Origin of the sequence: Nonomuraea sp. NPDC050643, from assembly GCF_040654715.1 — a bacterium.
Lineage (GTDB): Bacteria > Actinomycetota > Actinomycetes > Streptosporangiales > Streptosporangiaceae > Nonomuraea.
On sequence record NZ_JBFAIM010000017.1, the window covers coordinates 186,524 to 205,296 of the forward strand.

An 18,773-nucleotide genomic window follows, 5' to 3' on the forward strand; every position below is an offset into this window, starting at 1 on the left:
GACACCGCGTGGACCGGCCGGAACCATCGCGTGTAAGCGGTTTACCCATGTGTTTCACTGTGTTTCGCGGAGGCGGGATGGTTCGGCGAGCGGCGTCCGGGGACGAGGGGCGGCGGGCGACCACGATCCGTGACGTGGCCGCGCACGCGGGCGTGTCCGTCGCCACGGTCTCCCGCATCCTGTCGGGCACCTACCCCAGCGCGCCCGCCACCCGGGGCAAGGTCATGAAGGCGGTCCGCGAGCTCGACTACGTGGCCAACGCCAACGCGCGCGGGCTGGCCGGGGCGAGCAGCCGCAGCGTCGCCATCATCGTCAACTCGGTCATCTCCCCGCACTACGCCCACGTCGCGCAGGGCGTGCAGACCCAGGCCGCGCTCGAGGGCAAGCTCTGCATCGTCGGCACCACCAGCGGCGACCCCGAGCGCGAGTTCGCCACCGTCCAGCTCATGCGGCAGGAGCACGCCGAGTGCGTGATCCTGGTCGGCAATGTGGTCAACGACGAGGCCTACCGCGAGCGCATGGGCGAATACGCCCGCGCGCTGGCCTCGGCCGGCTCGCGCCTGGTCCTGTGCGGCCGCCCCGCCCTGGGCCCCGGCGTGCCCGCCCTGGTCGTCGAGTACGACAACGTCGGCGGCGCCTACGCCATCACCAGCCACCTGCTCTCGGCCGGCCACCGGCGCATCCTGTTCCTGGGCCGCCGCGACGGTTACACCACCCCCGACGCCCGCATGACCGGCTACCGCGGCGCGCTGGCCGACCATCACGTCCCCCATGACCCCGGCCTGGAGGTCGAGGGCACGATGGAGCGCAGCGAGGGCTACCGGATGATCCGCCGGCGGCTCGAGGCCGGGCCGCCCGACTTCACCGCCGTCTTCGCGGGCAACGACCTGATCGCGGCGGGCGCCCGCCAGGCCCTGCGCGAGCACGGGCTGCGCGTCCCCGACGACATCTCCATGGTGGGCTTCGACGACCTGCCCCCGGCGGCCGACATCGACCTCACCACCGTGCACGTCCCGCACGAGGAACTCGGGCGCACGGCCGTCCGCCTCGCCCTCGAACACCGCCAGGACAGGGCCGGCATGAACGACCACGTCCTGCTCGGCACCCACATCATCGTCCGCGACTCGGTCCGCCCGCTGAGAGCCGCGCCGCCCGCCGGGTGAGGCGAGCCGGCCTGCCTTCGCGCCGGCCTCTGGGCTACCCTATGTTTACGTAAACATCGGCCTGACGTGCTGACAGGCAGGAGCGGTAGTGACAGCAATCAACGGGCCCCGCTGGCTGGGCCGGCCGCCGGAGACCACGGGCCGGCGGCTGGCCTTCGGCGCCGACTACAACCCGGAGCAGTGGCCCCGCGAGGTCTGGGAGGAGGACGTCCGGGCGATGCGCCACGCCGGCGTGAACATCGTCTCCCTGGCGATCTTCTCGTGGGCGCGGCTCCAGCCGCGCGCGGACCGGTGGACGTTCGACTGGCTGGACGAGGTGATGGACCTGCTCCACGCCCACGGCATCGCCGTGGACCTGGCGACCGCCACCGCGTCCCCGCCGCCGTGGCTGACCACCGCGCACCCGGAGATCCTCCCGGTCGACCACGACGGCCGCACGCTGTGGCCGGGCGCCCGCCAGCACTGGCGCCCGACCTCGCCGATCTTCCGCGAGCACGCCCTGCGCCTGGTCCGTGCCATGGCCGAGCGCTACGGTGCGCACCCGGCCCTGGCCGCCTGGCACATCTCCAACGAGCTCGGCTGCCACAACGTCCACGACTACTCGGACGACGCCGCCGCCGCGTTCCGCACCTGGCTGCGCGAGCGCTACGGCACGGTGGAGGAGCTGAACCGGGCGTGGGCCACGGCGTTCTGGTCGCAGACGTACGGCGACTGGCAGGAGATCCTCCCGCCCCGCCTGGCCGCCTCCTACCCCAACCCCACCCAGCAGCTCGACTTCAAGCGCTTCTCCTCCGACGCGCTGAAGGACCACCTGCGGGCCGAACGCGCCGTGCTCACCGAGCTGACGCCCGGCATCCCGGTCACCACGAACTTCATGGTCATGGGCGACACCAAGGGCATGGACTACGCCGACTGGGCCCATGAGATCGACTTCGTCTCCAACGACCACTACCTGCTGGACCAGGACCGGGACGAGCTGTCGTTCTCGGCCAACCTGACCGGATGGCTGGCGGGGGGCGAGCCGTGGTTCCTGATGGAGCACTCCACCAGCGCGGTGAGCTGGCAGCCGATCAACACCGCCAAGAAGCCCGGCGGCATGGCCCGCGACTCGCTGACCCACGTCGCGTACGGGGCCGACGCCGTGTGCTTCTTCCAGTGGCGGCAGTCGGCGGGCGGCGCCGAGAAGTACCACTCGGCGATGGTCCCGCACGCGGGCACCGACAGCGAGCTCTTCCGCTCGGTCGTGGACCTCGGCGCGACCCTGGAGGCGCTCGCCCCGGTCGCGGGCACGCGCCGCCGCCGCGCCGCCGCCGCGATCGTGTTCGACTGGGACTCCTGGTGGGCGAGCGAGCTGGACTCCCACCCCACGTCCCGGCTGCGCTACCGGCAGGAGGCGCTGGACTGGCACGCGGCGTTCGCGGCGGCTGGGGTGCGTGTCGACGTCATCGGCCCGGCCCGCGACTTCGCGCACTACGACCTGGTGATCGCTCCGATCCTGCACGTCGTCCCGCGGGCGCTGGCCGACCGGCTCACCGCGTACGTGACCGGCGGCGGCCATCTCGTCACCACCTACTTCTCCGGCATCGTGAACGAGCACGACCACGTGTGGCTCGGCGGCTACCCCGGCGCGTTCCGCGACCTGCTCGGCCTGCGGATCGAGGAGTTCGGCCCGCTGCGCGACGGCGAACGCGTGGAGCTCGACCTCGGCGTCTCCGGCACGCTGTGGAGCGACCGGATCGACGTCACCGGCTCCGACGTCAAGGTCGTCGCGAGCTACACCTCCGGCGACCAGGCGGGCCGGCCCGCCATCACCACGCGCCCGGTCGGCACCGGCTCGGCGTCCTACGTCTCGACCCGCCTCGGCCCCGCCGGTCTCGGGCCGGTGCTGGCACGGTTCCTGGCCGCGAGCGGGGTGCGCTCCGAGCTGCCGGCCGCCGTCGCCGGGGCGGTCGAGCTGGCCGTCCGGACCGGCGACGACGCCGACTACTGGTTCCTCATCAACCGCACCGACGAGAGCGTGGCCGTGGACGGCGTGGCGGGCGAGGTCCTCCACGGGCCGTGCCTGGCCGCGGACCTGCGGCTGGGCCCGCGGCAGGTGTGCGTCCTGCGCCGCCCGCACGGCTCCTGACCACGCGCTCGGGGCCGGTCGCGGTGTTCCGGGGCCGGTCGCGCCGACCGGCCCCGGTCGGGTCAGCTCGTCCGCCACTGCTGGTGGGCGCCGCCGGTGCAGGTGTAGATCGTGAGCTGCGTGCCGTTCGTCCGGGAGGCGCCCGGCACGTCCAGGCAGCGGCCCGAGCCCACGCCGCGCAGATAGCGCACGAAGTTGTCGGTGCTCGCCGCGTCGTTGTGGTTGAGGCCGGTGGTCATCGGCGAGCCGAACTCGTCCAGGATCGTCCGCGAGGCGCGCCGGTGAGCACGGCGATCGGTACGGCGAGTAGTGCGGCGAGTAGTGCGCGACCTGAGGAGACGTTCGGCATGGTCGTCCCTTCGCGGGGGGTACGAAGTCCTGCCGCCCGTCAGACGGCAGGACCGGGACACGGCCGGGAGCTACTGAACGCTGAAACCCTGTTCCTGGCCGTACTTGACGGAGGCGTCCTGCCACGCCTTCAGACCGTCCTGCAGAGTGGTGCCGCCGGTGTAGGCCTTGCCGACGGTGTCGTTGAAGACGCTGTTGGCGTAGACCTGGTACGGCAGGTACGACCAGCCGCTGACGACCTGGCCCGCCGACTCGGCGAGGACCTGGTTGACCTGCTGGTCGCCGAAGTAGGGGAACTTCTTGTCCTTGAATTCGGCGGAGTCGAGGTGCGCGGTGGTGGCCGGGAACGCGCCGCCGTCCAGGCGGGTCTGCACGCCCTCGTCCACTCCGGCGTACTTGAGGAAGGCGTAGGCGAGCGCCTTGCCGGCACTGGCCTCGGGGACGGCCAGCGAGCTGCCGCCGTTCTCGGCCGTGGCCTTGCCACCGCTCTCCCACTGCGGCATCGGGGCGACCCGCCACTTGCCGGACCCGGCCTTGACGCCGGTCTCCAGGTTGGCCGGCATCCAGGCGCCGATCACGAGGGTGGCGATGGTGCCGTCGCCCAGGCCCTTGTACCAGGCGTCGCTCCACCCGACGATCGGCGCGACGAGTTTCTCGGTGACGAGCCGCTGCCAGGCGGAGGTGAACTTCTGCGTGCCGGCGTCGGCGAAGTCGATGCCGACCTTGGTCCCGTCGACCTGGTACGGCTTGCCGCCGGCCTGCCAGATCATGCTGGTGGTGAAGCCGGCGTCGCCGGTGTCACTGGTGATGTACGCCTTCGGGTCGGCCTCGTGCAGCTTCTTGGCCGCCGCGATGTACTCCTCCCAGGTGGCCGGCACCTCGATCTTGTGCTTGTCGAAGACCTCCTTGTTGTAGAACAGGGCCATCGGCCCCGAGTCCATGGGCAGGCCGTAGATGCCGGTGCCGGAGTGCACGGAGCCCCAGGGACCGGGCGTGAAGGTGCCTTCCAGCTTGTCCGCGCCGAAGGCCGTCAGGTCGGTGACCGACTTGGCGAGCGCGAACTGCGACAGCGCGTAATACTCGATCTGGGCGACGTCGGGGATGCCGGAGCCGGCCTTGATCGCGTTCTGCAGGGCGGTGTACTGGTCGTTGCCGCTGCCGGCGTTGACCAGGTTGACCTTCACCTTCGGATACTTGGCCTGGAAGTCGGTGACCACCTGCTTCAGGGTGGGCTCCCACGCCCAGACCGTGATGGTGCCGCCGGCGTTCAGCGCGGCCTCGACGTCGGTGGCCGAGCCGCTCGTGGCCGGCGCGGCCCCTGAGCCGCCGTCACCGGGTGAGCCGCAGGCGGTGGCCATCAGCGATACCGACAGTGCCGCGCCCACCAGGAGGGCGCGGCGGCGGGTTGTCGTCATGAATGTCCCTTTCATCATGAGCAGGCGCGGCGCCGGTCATTCCTTGACGCTCCCGGCGGCCAGGCCCGACTGCCAGTACCGCTGGAGCAGCAGGAACGCCGCGATCAGCGGGACGATCGTGAGCATCGAGCCGGTGATCACGAGATTGAAGATCGCCTCGCCGCCCGTGGTGGACGCCTGGGCGTTCCAGCTGTGCAGGCCGAGGGTGAGCGGATACCAGGCCGGGTCCTTCAGCATGATCAGCGGCAGGAAGAAGTTGTTCCACGTCGCGACGACCGTGAACAGCAGGACCGTGACGATCCCGGGGGCCAGCAGCGGCAGGCTGATGCGGAAGAACGTCTGGAACTCCCTGGCCCCGTCCACGCGCGCCGACTCGAGGATCTCGTTCGGCACGGCGTCGGCGGCGAACGTCCACATGAGGTAGAGCCCGAACGGCGAGACCAGCGACGGGATGATGATCGCCCACGGGGTGTTGGTCAGCCCCAGGCTGGAGAACATCAGGAACGTCGGCACGGCCAGCGCCGTGCCCGGCACCGCGACCGCGCCGATGACCACGGCGAACACGGCCTTCCTTCCGGGGAAGTCGAACTTGGCCAGCCCGTATCCGGCGACCGTGGCCAGCAGCGTCGCGCCGCCCGCGCCCAGCACCACGTAGAGCAGGGTGTTGAGGAGCCAGCGGGTGAAGATGCCGCCGTTGTAGGTGAAGGTGCCGGCGATGTTGCCGAACAGGGCGAAGTCCGCGTCGAACCACAGGCCGAACGAGCCGAGCAGCCCCTCCTGGGTCTTGGTCGCGTTGATCGCCAGCCAGACCAGCGGGAGCAGCGTGTAGACCAGCATGATCGCGGTCAGGACGGTCAGCGTGGCGCTGCGCCGGCCCCGCCGCCTGGGGCGCCGGTGGCGGATCACCAGCGGCCCCCGTCCGGCTCGCGCGTGGGGCTCGCGGGCGGTGGCGGTCACGGTCAGACCTCCTTCCGCATGCCGCGGAGCTGGACGACGTAGGCGATGACCATGGTGATCAGGCCCATGACGATGGCGACGGTCGCCGAGTAGTCGAACTGCTGGCCGGAGAAGGACAGCTCGTAGGCGTAGTAGTTCGGGGTGAAGTAGGTCGTGATCACGTTCGGCGCCAGGTCCTTGAGGATGGCGGGCTCGTTGAAGAGCTGGAAGCTGCCGATGATCGAGAAGATCGTGGCGATCAGCAGGGCTCCGCGCAGGGCGGGGAGCTTGATCGCGAAGACGATCTTCACCTGGCTCGCGCCGTCGATCTCCGCGGCCTCGTACAGGGACGGGTTCACCACGCGGAGCGCCGAGTACATGATCAGCATGTTGTAACCGACGAACTCCCAGGTCACGATGTTGCCGATGGAGGCGAGGATCAGGTCTGCCGACAGCGGGTCGGGCAGGGCGATCCCGAACGTCTCGTTCAGGTTGCCGATGAGGCCGAACTGGGTGCCGTACATGAAGCCCCACATCAGCGTGGCGACCACGGCGGGCACGGCGTAGGGCAGGAAGACCGCGATGCGGAAGAAGCTCGTCCCGTACAGCCGGCCGCTGTCGATCGCCAGGGCCGCCAGCAGCGCCAGGAAGAGCATGATCGGGACCTGCACGACCAGGAAGAGCGCCACGTTGCCGAAGGCCGACCAGAACTGCGGGTCGCTCAGCGCCTTGAGGTAGTTGTCCAGGCCGACGAAGCTGGTCCCGCCGATCAGCCGGGTGCGGAACAGGCTCAGATGGATCGAGTAGGCGATCGGCGCCAGGAAGACGAGCGCGAACACCGCCATGAACGGCCCGACGAACCGCCAGCCCGTCCATGATCGCCGCCTCGGTGTCGCTACCAACGGTCCACTCCTCCCGTACCGGCTCGAACGCGATGTTCACGTGAACATTTTGCTCGGCAGAGATTTTCCGATACCGCTGGCCAAAGGTTTTCGGAGGTGATCCGGAGTTATGTTTACGTAAACTTCCGTGCGGTATCGTGGCACCGGCCACCCGGGTCGTCAAGGGTTCGCCGACGTCAACGGCCGTCCGAAGGTAGGCAGAGTGGAAGCGATGAACGCGCGCCGCGGCGGGTCGGGCGTGCCGGGCGAGCGCCGCAAGCAGCGCGTCTCGATGGCGGACGTCGCCAAGCTGGCGGGGGTCTCGTCCCAGACCGTGTCCAGGGTGTCCAACGGCCACCCGGGCGTGATCGACTCGACCCGCGAGCAGGTGCTGGCGGCCATGCGCGAGCTGGGCTACCGGCCCAACAGCGCCGCCCGCGCCCTGCGCTACGGCCGGTTCAACACGATCGGCGTCATCCTGTTCAGCCTGGCCTCCACCGGCAACAGCCGCACGGTCGAGGCGATCGCCACCCACGCCGCCGCCGAGGGTTACGCCATCACGCTGATCCCCATCGACGTGCCGACCCAGGACAACGTGCTGGGCGCGTTCACCCGGATGGGCGAGCTGGCCGTGGACGCGGTCATCGTCATCATCGAGATCCACCTGCTCGACGCGGGCACCGTGACCCTGCCGCCGGGCGCGCACGTGGTCGTGGTCGACTCCGACGCCGGCGACCGCTACAGCGTCGTCGACACCGACCAGGCCGACGGGGCCCGGCTGGCCGTCCACCACCTGCTGGAGCTGGGCCACCGGACGGTCTGGCACGTGACCGGGCCCCGCACGTCGTTCGCCGGCGAGCGCCGGGCCCTGGCCTGGCGGGCCACGCTCGAAGCGGCCGGGCGGCCGGTGCCGGCGCCCCTGCACGGCGACTGGTCGGCCGAGTCCGGTTACGCCGCCGGTCTCGCTCTCGCGGACGAGCCGGAGTGCACGGCGGTGTTCGTCTCCAACGACCAGATGGCGCTCGGGGTGCTGCGCGCCTTCCACGAGCGCGGCCGGGCGGTGCCCGGCGACGTCAGCGTGGTCGGCTTCGACGACATCCCCGACGCCGCCTTCTTCGTCCCGCCCCTGACCACCGTGCACCAGGACTTCGCGGAGGTGGGCAAGAGGTGCGTGCGGCGGGTCCTGCGGCAGATCCGCGAGAACCGGCTCGCGCAGCCGGGCACCGACCTCGTCCCGACCCGGCTGGTCGTGCGGAGCAGCACCGCCGCCCCCGGGAAGTGATCAGGACGGCACTGCTGGGCGGTGGCCGGAGGCCCCGCCAGGCGACATGGCACGTGACGACCGGCAGGACGAACTCCCAGTGGCCGAGCCCGCCAGGGCCGCGGTGACCTGGTGCGCCTTTTCGTACCGACTGGGCTATGGTCGGCCGTATGACGGGACCGTGGAGCACACCACGATGGTCCATCGCGCTGTGGGGCGTGATGGGCCTGGTCCTGCTGTCCTTGCTGGTGGCCGGCGCGTCCGCCACCGGGTTCGGCGACGGCCCGTACACCTCGTCGGCCGTGACCGCCGGGCCGGGCTCCGGGGACGACCACCTGTCGAGCCTGCCGCCGCAGACCGCGAGCCTCCGCGAGCACCATGTGCTGTCGCTGTGGCCGCCACCGCGCAGTGAGCGAAGCGACGAGGTCGCCCATCTCACGCTGCCGCCCACGCCGGGACACGGCTCCGACGCGGTCCGCGACCCGCAGCGCTTCGCGTACGGCACCGCGGGCTCCCGCAGCCCGCCGCTGATCTAGCTCCCCTCCACCCGGCGGCCACCGCGCCGCGGGGCGGGCTTGTCATGCCCGCACCTCTTCTTTCTTCAAGGAGCTGATCAGCGTCATGTCCGAAACACGGGACACCTCTCACCTCAGCAGCGTGCAACTCCAGTCGCTGCGCCAGGACCTGCAGGAGCAGTTGCAGCGCCGCACCGGCCAGTTGCTCGGCCTGCAGGCGGCGGCGCGGGACGGCAGCGGGGCCGACGACACCTGGCAGGAGCTGCTCGTCTCCCTCGCCACGGCCGACCGCGCCATCGCCGAGCTCACGCTGGCCCTGGACCGGCTGGCGGCGGGCGACTACGGCCACTGCTCCGGCTGCGAGGCGGGCATCCCGTTCGAACGGCTCAAGATCCGGCCGCTGGCCCGCCTCTGCATCCACTGCCAGCGCCGCCACGAGATCGCCTGACGGGCCCGCGCGCGGTCAGGGCCTCCACGGCGAGACGGCCGTGGAGGCCCTGGCGGCGTCGCGTGCGAACGTCATTGACGCGCCCTGCTCCAGATATTACGGTCAAGGCCGATATCCAGCATGGAGGTACTACATGAGCAATTTAGCGCGCGCCGCCCGGATGCCCCGATGAGGCACCTGCTCGCCGGAATGCTGCCGGCGCTCCTGGTGGCCGCGGCGCTGGCCGTCCCCGCCCGCGCGGCCGACCTGCGCATCGCCAACGACAGCTTCGACGACGGCCTGACCGGCTGGAGCGGCTCGCACAGCCAGGGCGGCGTCACCGCCGTGACGTGGGACGGCCGCACGGCCGCCCGCGTGACCGACACCGCCGCCAACGCCGCCTACGGCAGGGAGAGCCTGCCCGGCCCGCCCGCCACGGCCGGCACCCGCTACACCGCCTACGCCAAGGTTTGGGCCGAGACCGGAACCGCCGACTTGTACCTCAGGTTCCGCGATTCGTCGGGCCGGCTCCTGAGCACCGCGTACGCCTCCGCCTCCGGCGGCCACTGGAACACCGTCGCCACCACGGCCGTCGCGCCCACCGGCACGGCGACGGTCTCCGCGCTCATCTACTCCGGCGTCGGCAACGTGGGCACCGCCTACTGGGACGAGGTCCTGATCACCAAGGACTCCACCGACCTCGGCATCCAGCTCGAGAGCAGCGTCCCCAACGCCACCACGTTCGACGCCGCCAACGCCTACGCCCTCTACACCGGCACCGAGGACACCAACCCGCAGCTCGCCGTCATCGACCTGGCCACGGAGAAGGTGACCAGGAAGATCACCATCCCCGACAGCGCGAGCTCGCCCACGGTGGGCGGCTGGGCCGCGGCCACCGCGACGGACGGCCGGATCTACCTCGGCACCTACCCCAACTCCATCCTCTACCGGTACGTCCCGGGCCAGACGTCCGTCACCGGCCTCGGCCGGGCGGAGGGCGGCTACTCCTTCATCTGGGACCTGGAGCCGGGAGCGGGCGGCAAGGTGTACGGCGGCACCTACAACGACGGCCGCTACTTCAAGTACGACGACAACGCCTTCACCACCATCGGCAGCGTCCCGATCGCGCCCGGCGCCGAATACGTGCGCAGCATCGCCCACGACCCCGCCGCGGGCGCCACCTACCTGGGCACGGGCACGAACGCCGCCCTGGTCAGGTACGACAACGTCACGGGCCGCAAGGACGACCTGCTGCCCGCCGCGTACGCGCACAACTCCATGGTCGGCGGCCTCACCTGGACCGGCGGCCGGCTGCTCGCCTGGATCGACCGCACGCTGCTCGTCCTGCGCGTCACCGCGAACGCCGACGGCTCGTACGCCGCCGTCACCGAGGCCACGCTCCCCGACGCGGACCTGCACCACTCCCCCGCCCACGACGGCAAGATCTGGTACGTCCAGGACGGCGAGCTGCGCTCCTACGACCTGGCGGCCAGGACCACGCAGGCCACCGGCGTCCGCCCCGGCCTGGAGGTCACCGGCTACACCTGGACGGGCGGCACGCTGACCGGTCTCGGCGCGGCCGGGGACGGCACCCGGATCTTCAAGTACACCCCCGCCACGGGCCAGTGGAGCAGCCGCCTGGTGAGCGGCGCGCCCGTGCTGCCCGCCGCGATCAACGCCCTGGGCGCGGGCCCCGACGGCAAGATCTACACCGGCGGCTACCTGACCGGCGGCACCGGCGTCTACGACCCGATGCGCGGCGACGCCGACGACACCGGCCCGGACTCCCTGACGCGCACCGGGCTGAGCCAGACCGACAGCATGCTGGCCCACGACGGCCGCCTCTACATCGCCACCTATCCCTCGGCGCGGCTCCACGTCTACGAGCCCGGCGGCTCCTGGCCGCCCGAGCACCTCTACACGGGCGGCGAGGCGGGCGACAAGGCCGACGACTGCGAGCCGGGCAAGGGCCCGCCGCCGCAGGACCGGCCGTACGCGCTGGCCGCCGCCCCCGACGGCACGCTGTTCATGGGCACGGTCCCCAAGTACGGCAAGCGCAGCGGCGCGCTCACCGTCTACCGGCAGGGCGCGGGCCGGACCTTCTGCGTGGCGCCGGACCAGGCGGTGGTCTCCCTGGCGTACGCCGGAGGCAGGGTGTGGGGCGGCACCTCCACGCGCGGCGCGCTCGGCGTCAACCCGGTCTACGCGCCGGGCGCCTCGGCCACGCTGTTCTCCCACGACCCCGCCACCGGCCAGACCCGGCTCCACCCGCTCCCGATCGACGCCCCCACGGCCGTCACCGCGCTGACCGAGGTGGACGGCCAGGTGTGGGGGCTGGCCGGGGGGTGGCTGTTCACGTTCGACCCGGCCCACCCGGAGACGATCGCGGTCAGGCGGCTGTTCGCCGACCCCGACTACGCCAACAGGCCGGGCCTGGCCTGGCGCGACGGCGTCCTGCTCACGGTGGCCAAGGACCCCCGGCACGTGTACGGCACCTCGGGCGACCAGATCTTCAGGATCGACAGGTCCACGAAGGCGATGACCGTGCTCAAGACCGACCCCGGCATGGACGGGCTCACGGCCGACGGGTTCGGCGACCTGTACTACAAGGTCGGCGACCGCCTGCGCCGCCTGACCGTGACCTGAGGCGTGACCTGAGGCGTGACCTGAGGCGTGACCTGAGGCGTGACCTGAGGCGTGACCTGAGCCGGAACGGCGCGGAACCGTGTGGAACGCCTTCCCCATGAGGATCCCGGGACGGCCCGGGACCTGCTTTCAGGGGGAAACCACATGAACATCAAGAAAGCCGCGGTCATCGCCGCCGCCGTCGTGCTCACCGGGCTCGGGATGTCCGGGGCGGCGTCGGCCCAGACCGCGGGTCCGATTCCGCGGGCCGTCAACGGCCCGGTCACCTGCACGCTCCAGACCTTCAACACCGGCAACTTCGTGACGGCGGTCGGCGGCGGCGGACGAACGACGGACGTCGTCCACACCGACGCGACGCAGGCCCTGGCCTGGGAGAGGTTCACGCTCGTCGACTCCGGCGACGGGAGCTCCCCCATCCGGTACGGCATCAAGACCGTCAACGGCCGCTACCTCACCGCGGTGGGCGGCGGCAACCGGGTCACCGACGTCATCCACTCGGACGCCACCCAGTTGCTGGCCTGGGAGAAGTTCCAGTTCGTCTCCCAGGGCAACGGCGTGTACGCCATCCGCACCATCGACGGCCACTTCCTGACCGCCGTCGGCGGCGGCGGCAGGGTCACCGACGTCGTCCACTCCAACGCGACCGTGGCGCGGTCGTGGGAGTGGTTCCGGGTGTTCTGCACGATCTGAACACCTGAGCGCTAGGCATCCGGCACGGCCTCGCCGCACGGCGGGGCCGTGCCGTTTGTGCAGGGCGGTCTTGACACGGCGGGCGGGTTTTGAAAACTTCCTTAACAGATCGACCGTTGACAACGTTGTCAGCACCCCCCGAAGCCGCTGAGAGGTCCCCCCGATGAAGCACTCTCACCGACGCTCTTTCCTGACCGCACTCTTATCCGCCTTCGCGGCGATCATCTTCGCCGCACCCGCAGCAGCAGCCTGGACGATGCAGACCAACACAGACCCCATCCCGAATCCGGGCCCTTCGGGCACCCCGGCCCCGACCACGTCCTACAGCCCGCCTCCCGACCCGCGCACGGGCGAACCGGCCCCGTCCGCGGCCGAGGCGCAACGAGCGGCCCGCGACGGGCAGGCGCTGGCCCAGGACGAGGGCGCGGCCTTCGCGACCTCGTTCGAGCCCGGCGACCCGCAGCCGACCTGGGTCAACACCACCGAGACCAACGCCCGCGGCGCCAAGAAGGCCGCCAACGTCACCGGCAGCCTGCCCGGAGGCATCGAGGGCAGCGTCTCCGACAAGGTCACCCAGGTCGGCGCCAGCGGCGAGTACGCCGCCGCCGGCGAGGTGAAGGAGAACCTGGCCGACGGCGACGTGAACACCAAGTGGCTGGTGTTCACCGCCACCGGCTGGGTGCGGTACACCCTGTCCGAGCCGGTCGCGGTCGTGCACTACGCGCTCACCTCCGCCAACGACTCCCCCGAGCGCGACCCGCGCGACTGGCAGCTCCAGGGCTCCCAGGACGGGCAGACCTGGACGACCCTCGACACCCGCACGGGCGAGACGTTCCCGGCCCGCCTGCAGCGCAGGGAATACCGCTTCGCCAACACGACCGCCTACGCCCACTACCGGCTGAACATCACCCGCATCGGCAGCGGCGCGACCCTGCAACTGGCCGAGTGGGAGCTGTCGGACGGAAGCACCGGCCCCCGGCCGGTCAGCGACATGCGCAGCCAGATCGGCACGGGCCCGAACGGCGGCTTCGTCTCCAAGCCGCGCGCCGGCTTCTCCGGGCTGCGCGCCTTCCAGTACGCGGGCAGCACCACCTCCCAGGACGGCGGATACTCCACCAACAAGGTGTTCGAGGTGGACATCCCGGTCACCCCGGCCATGGAGCTGTCCTACGTGGTCTTCCCGGAGTTCACCGCGGCCGACCTGCGCTACCCCAGCACCTACGTCTCCGTGGACCTGCTGTTCCAGGACGGCACCTACCTCAGCGACCTGAAGGCCGCCGACCAGCACGGGGCCCGGCTGGCGCCGCGCGCGCAGGGCGAGTCCAAGACCCTGTACGCCGACCAGTGGAACTTCAAGCGCGCCCCCATCGGCGAGGTGGCCAAGGGCAAGCGGATCAAGCGCATCCTGGTGGCCTACGACAGCCCGGCGGGACCGGCCGGGTTCCGCGGCTGGGTGGACGACATCAAGATCGTCTCCGAGCGGCAGCGGCAGCCGTACGAGGGCCGCGGGTCGCGCGACGCCCAGACCGGGCCCGCGCAGTACGTGGTGACCACCCGGGGCACGCATTCCACGGGCGGTTTCTCGCGCGGCAACAACTTCCCGGCCACGGCGGTGCCGCACGGGTTCAACTTCTGGACGCCGATGACCAACGCCGGCTCCACGAGCTGGCTGTACGAGTACCACCGGGCCAACAACGCCGCCAACCTGCCCGAGATCCAGGCGTTCACCGCCAGCCACGAGCCCAGCCCGTGGATGGGCGACCGGCAGACCTTCCAGTTCATGCCCTCGGTGGCCGCCGGGGTGCCGGACCCGTCGCGTACCGCGCGGGCGCTGCCCTTCCGGCATGAGCGCGAGGTCGCCCGCCCGCACCTGTACGCGGTCACCTTCGACAACGGCCTCAAGACCGAGATCGCGCCGACCAACCACGCGGCGATGACCCGCTTCACCTTCCCCGGCTCCTCGGCCAAGCTGATCTTCGACAACGTCGGCAACAGCGGCGGCCTGACCCTCGACACGTCCGGCGGCGTCGTGACCGGCTACTCGGACGTGCGCAGCGACCTGTCCACCGGGGCCGCGCGGATGTACTTCTACGCCGTCTTCGACCGCCCGGTCACCGGCGGCGGCAGGCTGACCGGTCAGGGCCGTGACAACGTCCTGGGCTACCTGGCCTTCGACGCGGGCACGGCGCGCACGGTGACCATGCGCATCGCGTCCTCGCTGATCAGCGTGGAGCAGGCCAGGCACAACCTGGAGCTGGAGCTGGCCGCCACCGACACGCTGGAGACGGTCAGTGAGCGGGCGCGCGAGGCGTGGGACGCCAAGCTCGGCGTCATCGAGGTGGAGGGGGCGAGCGACGACCAGCTCGTCACGCTCTACTCCAACCTGTACCGGCTGTTCCTCTATCCCAACTCCGGCCACGAGAACACCGGCACCGCCGCCGCGCCGGTCTACAAGCATGCCGTCCAGTCCTCCACCACCACCCCGCCCCCCGCCCGCGTGGCGGACGGGAAGGTGTACGTCAACAACGGCTTCTGGGACACCTATCGGACGACGTGGCCCGCGTACGCGCTGCTCACGCCGGAGGCGGCCGGGGAGATGGTCGACGGGTTCGTCCGCCAGTACGAGGACGGCGGCTGGATCGCCCGCTGGTCCTCGCCCGGCTACGCCGACCTGATGGTCGGCACGAGCTCCGACGTCGCCTTCGCCGACGCCTACCTCAAGGGCGTGACCGGCTTCGACGCCAAGGCCGCGTACGAGGCCGCCGTCAAGAACGCCACGGTCTCCCCGCCCGCCCGCCACGTGGGCCGCAAGGGCCTGCCGACCTCCGTCTTCCTCGGGTACACGAGCATCCAGTCCACGGGCGAGGCCATGTCGTGGGCGATGGACGGCTACATCAACGACTTCGGCATCGCGAACATGGCCAAGGCCCTGGCCGAGAAGGCGACCGGCGCGGAGCGGGCCCGCTACCTGGAGGAGCACGAATACTTCCGCAACCGGGCCCTGAACTACGTGCACATGTTCGACCCGGCGGTGGGCTTCTTCCAGGGCCGCAACGCCGACGGCTCCTTCCGCCGCAAGCCGGGCGCGTACGACCCGCGTACGTGGGGCTTCGACTACACCGAGACCAACGGCTGGAACATGGCCTTCCACGTCCCGCAGGACGGCCGCGGCCTGGCCAACCTGTACGGCGGCGCGGACAAGCTGGCGGACAAGCTGGACGCGTTCTTCGCCGATCAGGAGACGGCGATGTTCCCCGGCTCGTACAACGGCATCATCCACGAGATGCGCGAGGCCAGGGACATCCGGATGGGCCAGTACGGGCACAGCAACCAGCCCTCGCACCACATCGCCTACATGTACGACCACGCCGGGCAGCCGTGGAAGACCCAGGAGAAGGTGCGCGAGGCGCTGTCGCGCCTGTACCTGGGCAGCGAGATCGGCCAGGGCTACCCGGGCGACGAGGACAACGGGGAGATGTCGGCCTGGCAGGTCTTCAGCGCGCTGGGCTTCTACCCGCTGCAGATGGGCAGCCCGTACTACGCGATCGGCTCACCGCTGTTCAAGAAGGCGACCGTGCACCTGGGCGGCGGCAAGAAGCTGGTGATCAAGGCGCCCGGCAACAACGCCCGCAACGTGTACGTGCACGGCGTGAAGGTCGACGGCAAGGCGTGGGACAAGACGTACCTGCCGCACGACCTGCTCGCCAAGGGCGGCGAGCTGGAGTTCACGATGGGGCCCAGACAGTCGCGCTGGGGCACCGGCAAGGACGCCGCCCCGCCGTCGATCACCGGTGACGACCGCGTGCCCGAGCCGCTGCACGACCTCACCGGGCCGGGGCGCGGCACGGCGTCGGCGGCCGGCGGCGCGGACGTGAAGGCGCTGTTCGACGACGACTCGGGCACCCGGGCGGCGCTGCCCGCGTGGGTCCAGTACGCCTTCGGCGAGCAGCGGGAGGCCCGCTTCTACACGCTCACCTCCGGCGCCGGCCAGCCGTCCGAGGACCCGGCCGGATGGGTCCTGGAGGGCTCGGCCGACGGGACCGCGTGGAAGGTGCTCGACGAGCGGTCCGGCGAGAGTTTCCCGTGGCGGCTGCAGACCCGGCCCTTCAAGATCGCCGAGCCGGGCGCGTACGCCCACTACCGGATCAGGTTCACCGGGGGCACGTCGCTCGCGGAGATCGAGCTGCTCGCCCCCGCCCCTCCGGCCACCTCGGCACTGTCCATCGAGGCCGCCGGAGTCTTCGCCGCGCCGGGCGGGACGGTGACGCTGCCGGTGACCGTCTCCAACCACGCCGACCGGCCCGCGACCGGCCGGCTGACCGCGACCGCACCCCAGGGCTGGACCGTCCAGCCGGCGGCCGCCGACTTCGGCCCCATCGCGCCCGGAGCGTCGCAGAAGGTGACGTTCCAGGTGACGCTCCCGGCGACGGCGGGCGCGGGCAGCCACCCGATCCGCTTCGCCACGGGACAGGCGAGCGAGCAGGTGGCGGTCACGGTGCTCGGCGACACCGTGGAGTTCACGCCCGGCACCTCCGCCGAGGCTCCCTGGCTGCTGGAGGAGGACGGGTCCCAGCTCGACGGCGAGGTGTACGACGGCCGCGCCCGTTTCACCGACGGCACCAGCCACGCCACCTACCGGTTCGAGCTGCCGGCCCAGGTGAGCGGAGGTTCGCTGACGCTGGACATCGGCAACCAGTTCCTGGTCCAGGTCTCGGCCGACAACCGGACCTGGCGGACGGTGCTGCAGGAGAGCGCCAACGTACGCGATCTGTCCAACCGGGCACAGCGCCCGCTCGACCTCAACGAGCTGCGCGGGACGGCCCAGACCTTCTACCTGCGCGTCGCGGACAGCCAGCCGCAGGACGGCTGGGGGTCCTGGCTCGCCCGGGTGCGTCTGGACCTGCGGCGCTCATGACGACCGTGCCCGGGACGCCCGGCGTCCCGGGCACGCTCTGATGTCACCCGTCCCGTGCCCCCTTGGCGGGACGGGGCCCGCTACTTCACGGGCCGGTCGTAGATCCCGACGGCCCACCTGCCCGGCCGCTCCCCGATCTCCTCGGACAGCCGCTCAAGCACCTTGGGCTGTGACAACCCCCAGGTGACGATGTGCTCCGCGCACTCCTTCATGCCCTTGGGGCAGGCCACGGTGTCCTTCACCACCTCCTCGACGGGCGCGTCCGCCGGGAAGACCCAGACCTTCATGGACTGTGGCCCCTCCAGCCAGTCGGAGGGCACCGACTTCTCGTCGCCGTGACCACCCACCCCGTCCTTGCACCGCCCGCTCGAACCGCCCTGTTCGCCGTTCTTCAGCCGCTGCTGGAGGACCACCCACGCCTCGGGATCGTCGCAGACCACCTTGAACCCGGTGTCGTGACTGGCGGGCGTGAACGTCACCGTCTGGGCGGCGCCCATCGTGTCGAACCGCTGGGAGTCCAGAAGGGGCATGGCGAACTTCGTCGCCCCCAGCACCACCTGGAACTCCTCCGGCGGCTTCGGGCCCGGCTCGACGACCTCGGCCGAGTCCACAGGAGGCTGGGCGGCCACCGACGGGATCGCCTGAGGTCCGATCAGCAGGCTGTTCGCCAGCCCGACGGCGGCGACGGCGCAGGCCAGCGTCGCCCCGGCCGTCAGCATCCGCCGGGTACGGCGTATGCGGCGGCCCCGCCGTACGATCGCGTCGAGGTGGGCGGGCGGTTCGCCGTGATCCCGCGCCTGGCTGTGCTCGGTCAGGAATCTCCGCAGATCGGTCTCTGTGTGCCTCATCGCTGAACCTCCTCCAAGTTCATGCACTGGATGTCCGGATCGACGCGAAGACGGGTGAGGGCCCGGTTGAGCTGGCTCTTCACCGCACCCAGCGAGCAGCCGACGATGTCGGCGACCTGGGTCAGCGTCCGTCCCTCGAAGTAGTGCAGGACGATCACGGCTCGCTGGCGTGGCGAGAGCGCGCCGATCGCGCTCCACATCGCGTCCTGATCGTCCACCTCGGCGGCCGAGTCGCGTGGGTCGGCCGCCTCAGGGATGCTCTCGGCCGGCACCTCCCCGCGCCAGCGCCTGCGCCACCAGGACGCGTGGGTGTTCACGATGATCCGGTAGACGTACGGATCGGGGTTGCCCTCGATCCGCCGCCAGGCCAGCCACGCCTTCGCCAGCGCGGTCTGCACCACGTCCTCGGCGGTACCCCAGTCCCGGGTGAGGAGATATGCCATCCGGCACAGCCGCAGGTGCCGCTGCGCCACATACTCGGCGAACCCGTCGTTCATCCATCATCTCCGTCTCGTCGCCTCCGGCGTTCACTACCGCTTGGCAGGCGCGTCCGGTTGACAGCATGACGCGGCCGATTTCCCGGCCGCCCCCGCCTCCCAC

General features: G+C 71.1%; 14 protein-coding genes. 8 read left to right on the top strand and 6 right to left on the bottom strand.

Going from position 1 to position 18,773, the window contains the following annotated elements:
• Window positions 1–77 precede the first annotated feature (77 nt).
• Entirely contained in the window at window positions 78–1,163 is a 1,086-nt protein-coding gene (locus tag AB0I15_RS24455; RefSeq protein ID WP_358099640.1) for a LacI family DNA-binding transcriptional regulator, read from the top strand.
• Window positions 1,164–1,251: 88 nt separating this feature from the next.
• Entirely contained in the window at window positions 1,252–3,291 is a 2,040-nt protein-coding gene (locus AB0I15_RS24460) for a beta-galactosidase (RefSeq protein WP_358099643.1), read from the top strand.
• 62 nt (window positions 3,292–3,353) lie between these two features.
• Here the strand turns inward: AB0I15_RS24460 and AB0I15_RS24465 are convergent, their stop codons facing one another.
• From AB0I15_RS24465 to AB0I15_RS24480, 4 genes are all read right to left on the bottom strand, one after another.
• Window positions 3,354–3,530: an RICIN domain-containing protein gene (locus AB0I15_RS24465; protein ID WP_358099646.1), complete on the bottom strand. Its 177-nt coding sequence runs from the start codon at window positions 3,528–3,530 to the stop codon at window positions 3,354–3,356.
• Between the two features lie 180 nt (window positions 3,531–3,710).
• The gene (locus AB0I15_RS24470; RefSeq protein ID WP_358099649.1) at window positions 3,711–5,054 is read right to left on the bottom strand and encodes a sugar ABC transporter substrate-binding protein; all 1,344 of its coding nucleotides are present in this window, start codon (window positions 5,052–5,054) and stop codon (window positions 3,711–3,713) included.
• 36 nt (window positions 5,055–5,090) lie between these two features.
• Window positions 5,091–6,011 (bottom strand): carbohydrate ABC transporter permease, encoded by a 921-nt coding sequence (locus tag AB0I15_RS24475; protein WP_358099652.1) that lies wholly within the window; start codon window positions 6,009–6,011, stop codon window positions 5,091–5,093.
• Window positions 6,012–6,013: 2 nt separating this feature from the next.
• Window positions 6,014–6,892 (bottom strand): sugar ABC transporter permease, encoded by an 879-nt coding sequence (locus AB0I15_RS24480; protein ID WP_358099655.1) that lies wholly within the window; start codon window positions 6,890–6,892, stop codon window positions 6,014–6,016.
• Between the two features lie 211 nt (window positions 6,893–7,103).
• Between AB0I15_RS24480 and AB0I15_RS24485 the strand changes: the two genes are divergently transcribed.
• The 6 genes from AB0I15_RS24485 to AB0I15_RS24510 all read left to right on the top strand — a co-directional run bounded on the left by AB0I15_RS24485 (window position 7,104) and on the right by AB0I15_RS24510 (window position 17,325).
• Entirely contained in the window at window positions 7,104–8,153 is a 1,050-nt protein-coding gene (locus AB0I15_RS24485; RefSeq protein WP_358099658.1) for a LacI family DNA-binding transcriptional regulator, read from the top strand.
• A gap of 149 nt (window positions 8,154–8,302) precedes the next feature.
• Window positions 8,303–8,668, top strand: a complete 366-nt coding sequence (locus AB0I15_RS24490) for a hypothetical protein (protein ID WP_358099661.1) — start codon at window positions 8,303–8,305, stop codon at window positions 8,666–8,668.
• A gap of 85 nt (window positions 8,669–8,753) precedes the next feature.
• Window positions 8,754–9,095 carry a TraR/DksA family transcriptional regulator gene (locus AB0I15_RS24495; RefSeq protein WP_358099664.1) on the top strand — a complete coding sequence of 114 codons (342 nt, stop codon included), beginning with the start codon at window positions 8,754–8,756 and terminating at the stop codon, window positions 9,093–9,095.
• 168 nt (window positions 9,096–9,263) lie between these two features.
• Window positions 9,264–11,720 carry a hypothetical protein gene (locus tag AB0I15_RS24500; protein WP_358099667.1) on the top strand — a complete coding sequence of 819 codons (2,457 nt, stop codon included), beginning with the start codon at window positions 9,264–9,266 and terminating at the stop codon, window positions 11,718–11,720.
• A gap of 144 nt (window positions 11,721–11,864) precedes the next feature.
• Window positions 11,865–12,410, top strand: a complete 546-nt coding sequence (locus AB0I15_RS24505; protein ID WP_358099670.1) for a hypothetical protein — start codon at window positions 11,865–11,867, stop codon at window positions 12,408–12,410.
• A 256-nt stretch (window positions 12,411–12,666) separates the two neighbouring features.
• The gene (locus tag AB0I15_RS24510) at window positions 12,667–17,325 is read left to right on the top strand and encodes a GH92 family glycosyl hydrolase (protein ID WP_358099673.1); all 4,659 of its coding nucleotides are present in this window, start codon (window positions 12,667–12,669) and stop codon (window positions 17,323–17,325) included.
• Between the two features lie 80 nt (window positions 17,326–17,405).
• Here AB0I15_RS24510 and AB0I15_RS24515 read toward each other — a convergent pair whose 3' ends face one another.
• Window positions 17,406–18,173, bottom strand: a complete 768-nt coding sequence (locus AB0I15_RS24515) for a hypothetical protein (protein WP_358099676.1) — start codon at window positions 18,171–18,173, stop codon at window positions 17,406–17,408.
• Complete coding sequence (locus AB0I15_RS24520) at window positions 18,170–18,670, bottom strand: SigE family RNA polymerase sigma factor (protein ID WP_358099679.1); 501 nt, start codon at window positions 18,668–18,670, stop codon at window positions 18,170–18,172. Before AB0I15_RS24520 ends, AB0I15_RS24515 begins: the two co-directional genes overlap by 4 nt.
• Window positions 18,671–18,773: the final 103 nt, after the last annotated feature.

Coding starts and splice junctions, on each gene's coding strand:
- AB0I15_RS24510 (WP_358099673.1), top strand. CDS start 12,667: ATGCAGACCAACACAGACCCCATCCCGAATCCGGGCCCTTCGGGCACC.
- AB0I15_RS24455 (WP_358099640.1), top strand. CDS start 78: ATGGTTCGGCGAGCGGCGTCCGGGGACGAGGGGCGGCGGGCGACCACG.
- AB0I15_RS24495 (WP_358099664.1), top strand. CDS start 8,754: ATGTCCGAAACACGGGACACCTCTCACCTCAGCAGCGTGCAACTCCAG.
- AB0I15_RS24505 (WP_358099670.1), top strand. CDS start 11,865: ATGAACATCAAGAAAGCCGCGGTCATCGCCGCCGCCGTCGTGCTCACC.
- AB0I15_RS24465 (WP_358099646.1), bottom strand. CDS start 3,530: ATGACCACCGGCCTCAACCACAACGACGCGGCGAGCACCGACAACTTC.
- AB0I15_RS24515 (WP_358099676.1), bottom strand. CDS start 18,173: ATGAGGCACACAGAGACCGATCTGCGGAGATTCCTGACCGAGCACAGC.
- AB0I15_RS24500 (WP_358099667.1), top strand. CDS start 9,264: ATGAGGCACCTGCTCGCCGGAATGCTGCCGGCGCTCCTGGTGGCCGCG.
- AB0I15_RS24485 (WP_358099658.1), top strand. CDS start 7,104: ATGAACGCGCGCCGCGGCGGGTCGGGCGTGCCGGGCGAGCGCCGCAAG.
- AB0I15_RS24470 (WP_358099649.1), bottom strand. CDS start 5,054: ATGACGACAACCCGCCGCCGCGCCCTCCTGGTGGGCGCGGCACTGTCG.
- AB0I15_RS24520 (WP_358099679.1), bottom strand. CDS start 18,670: ATGAACGACGGGTTCGCCGAGTATGTGGCGCAGCGGCACCTGCGGCTG.
- AB0I15_RS24490 (WP_358099661.1), top strand. CDS start 8,303: ATGACGGGACCGTGGAGCACACCACGATGGTCCATCGCGCTGTGGGGC.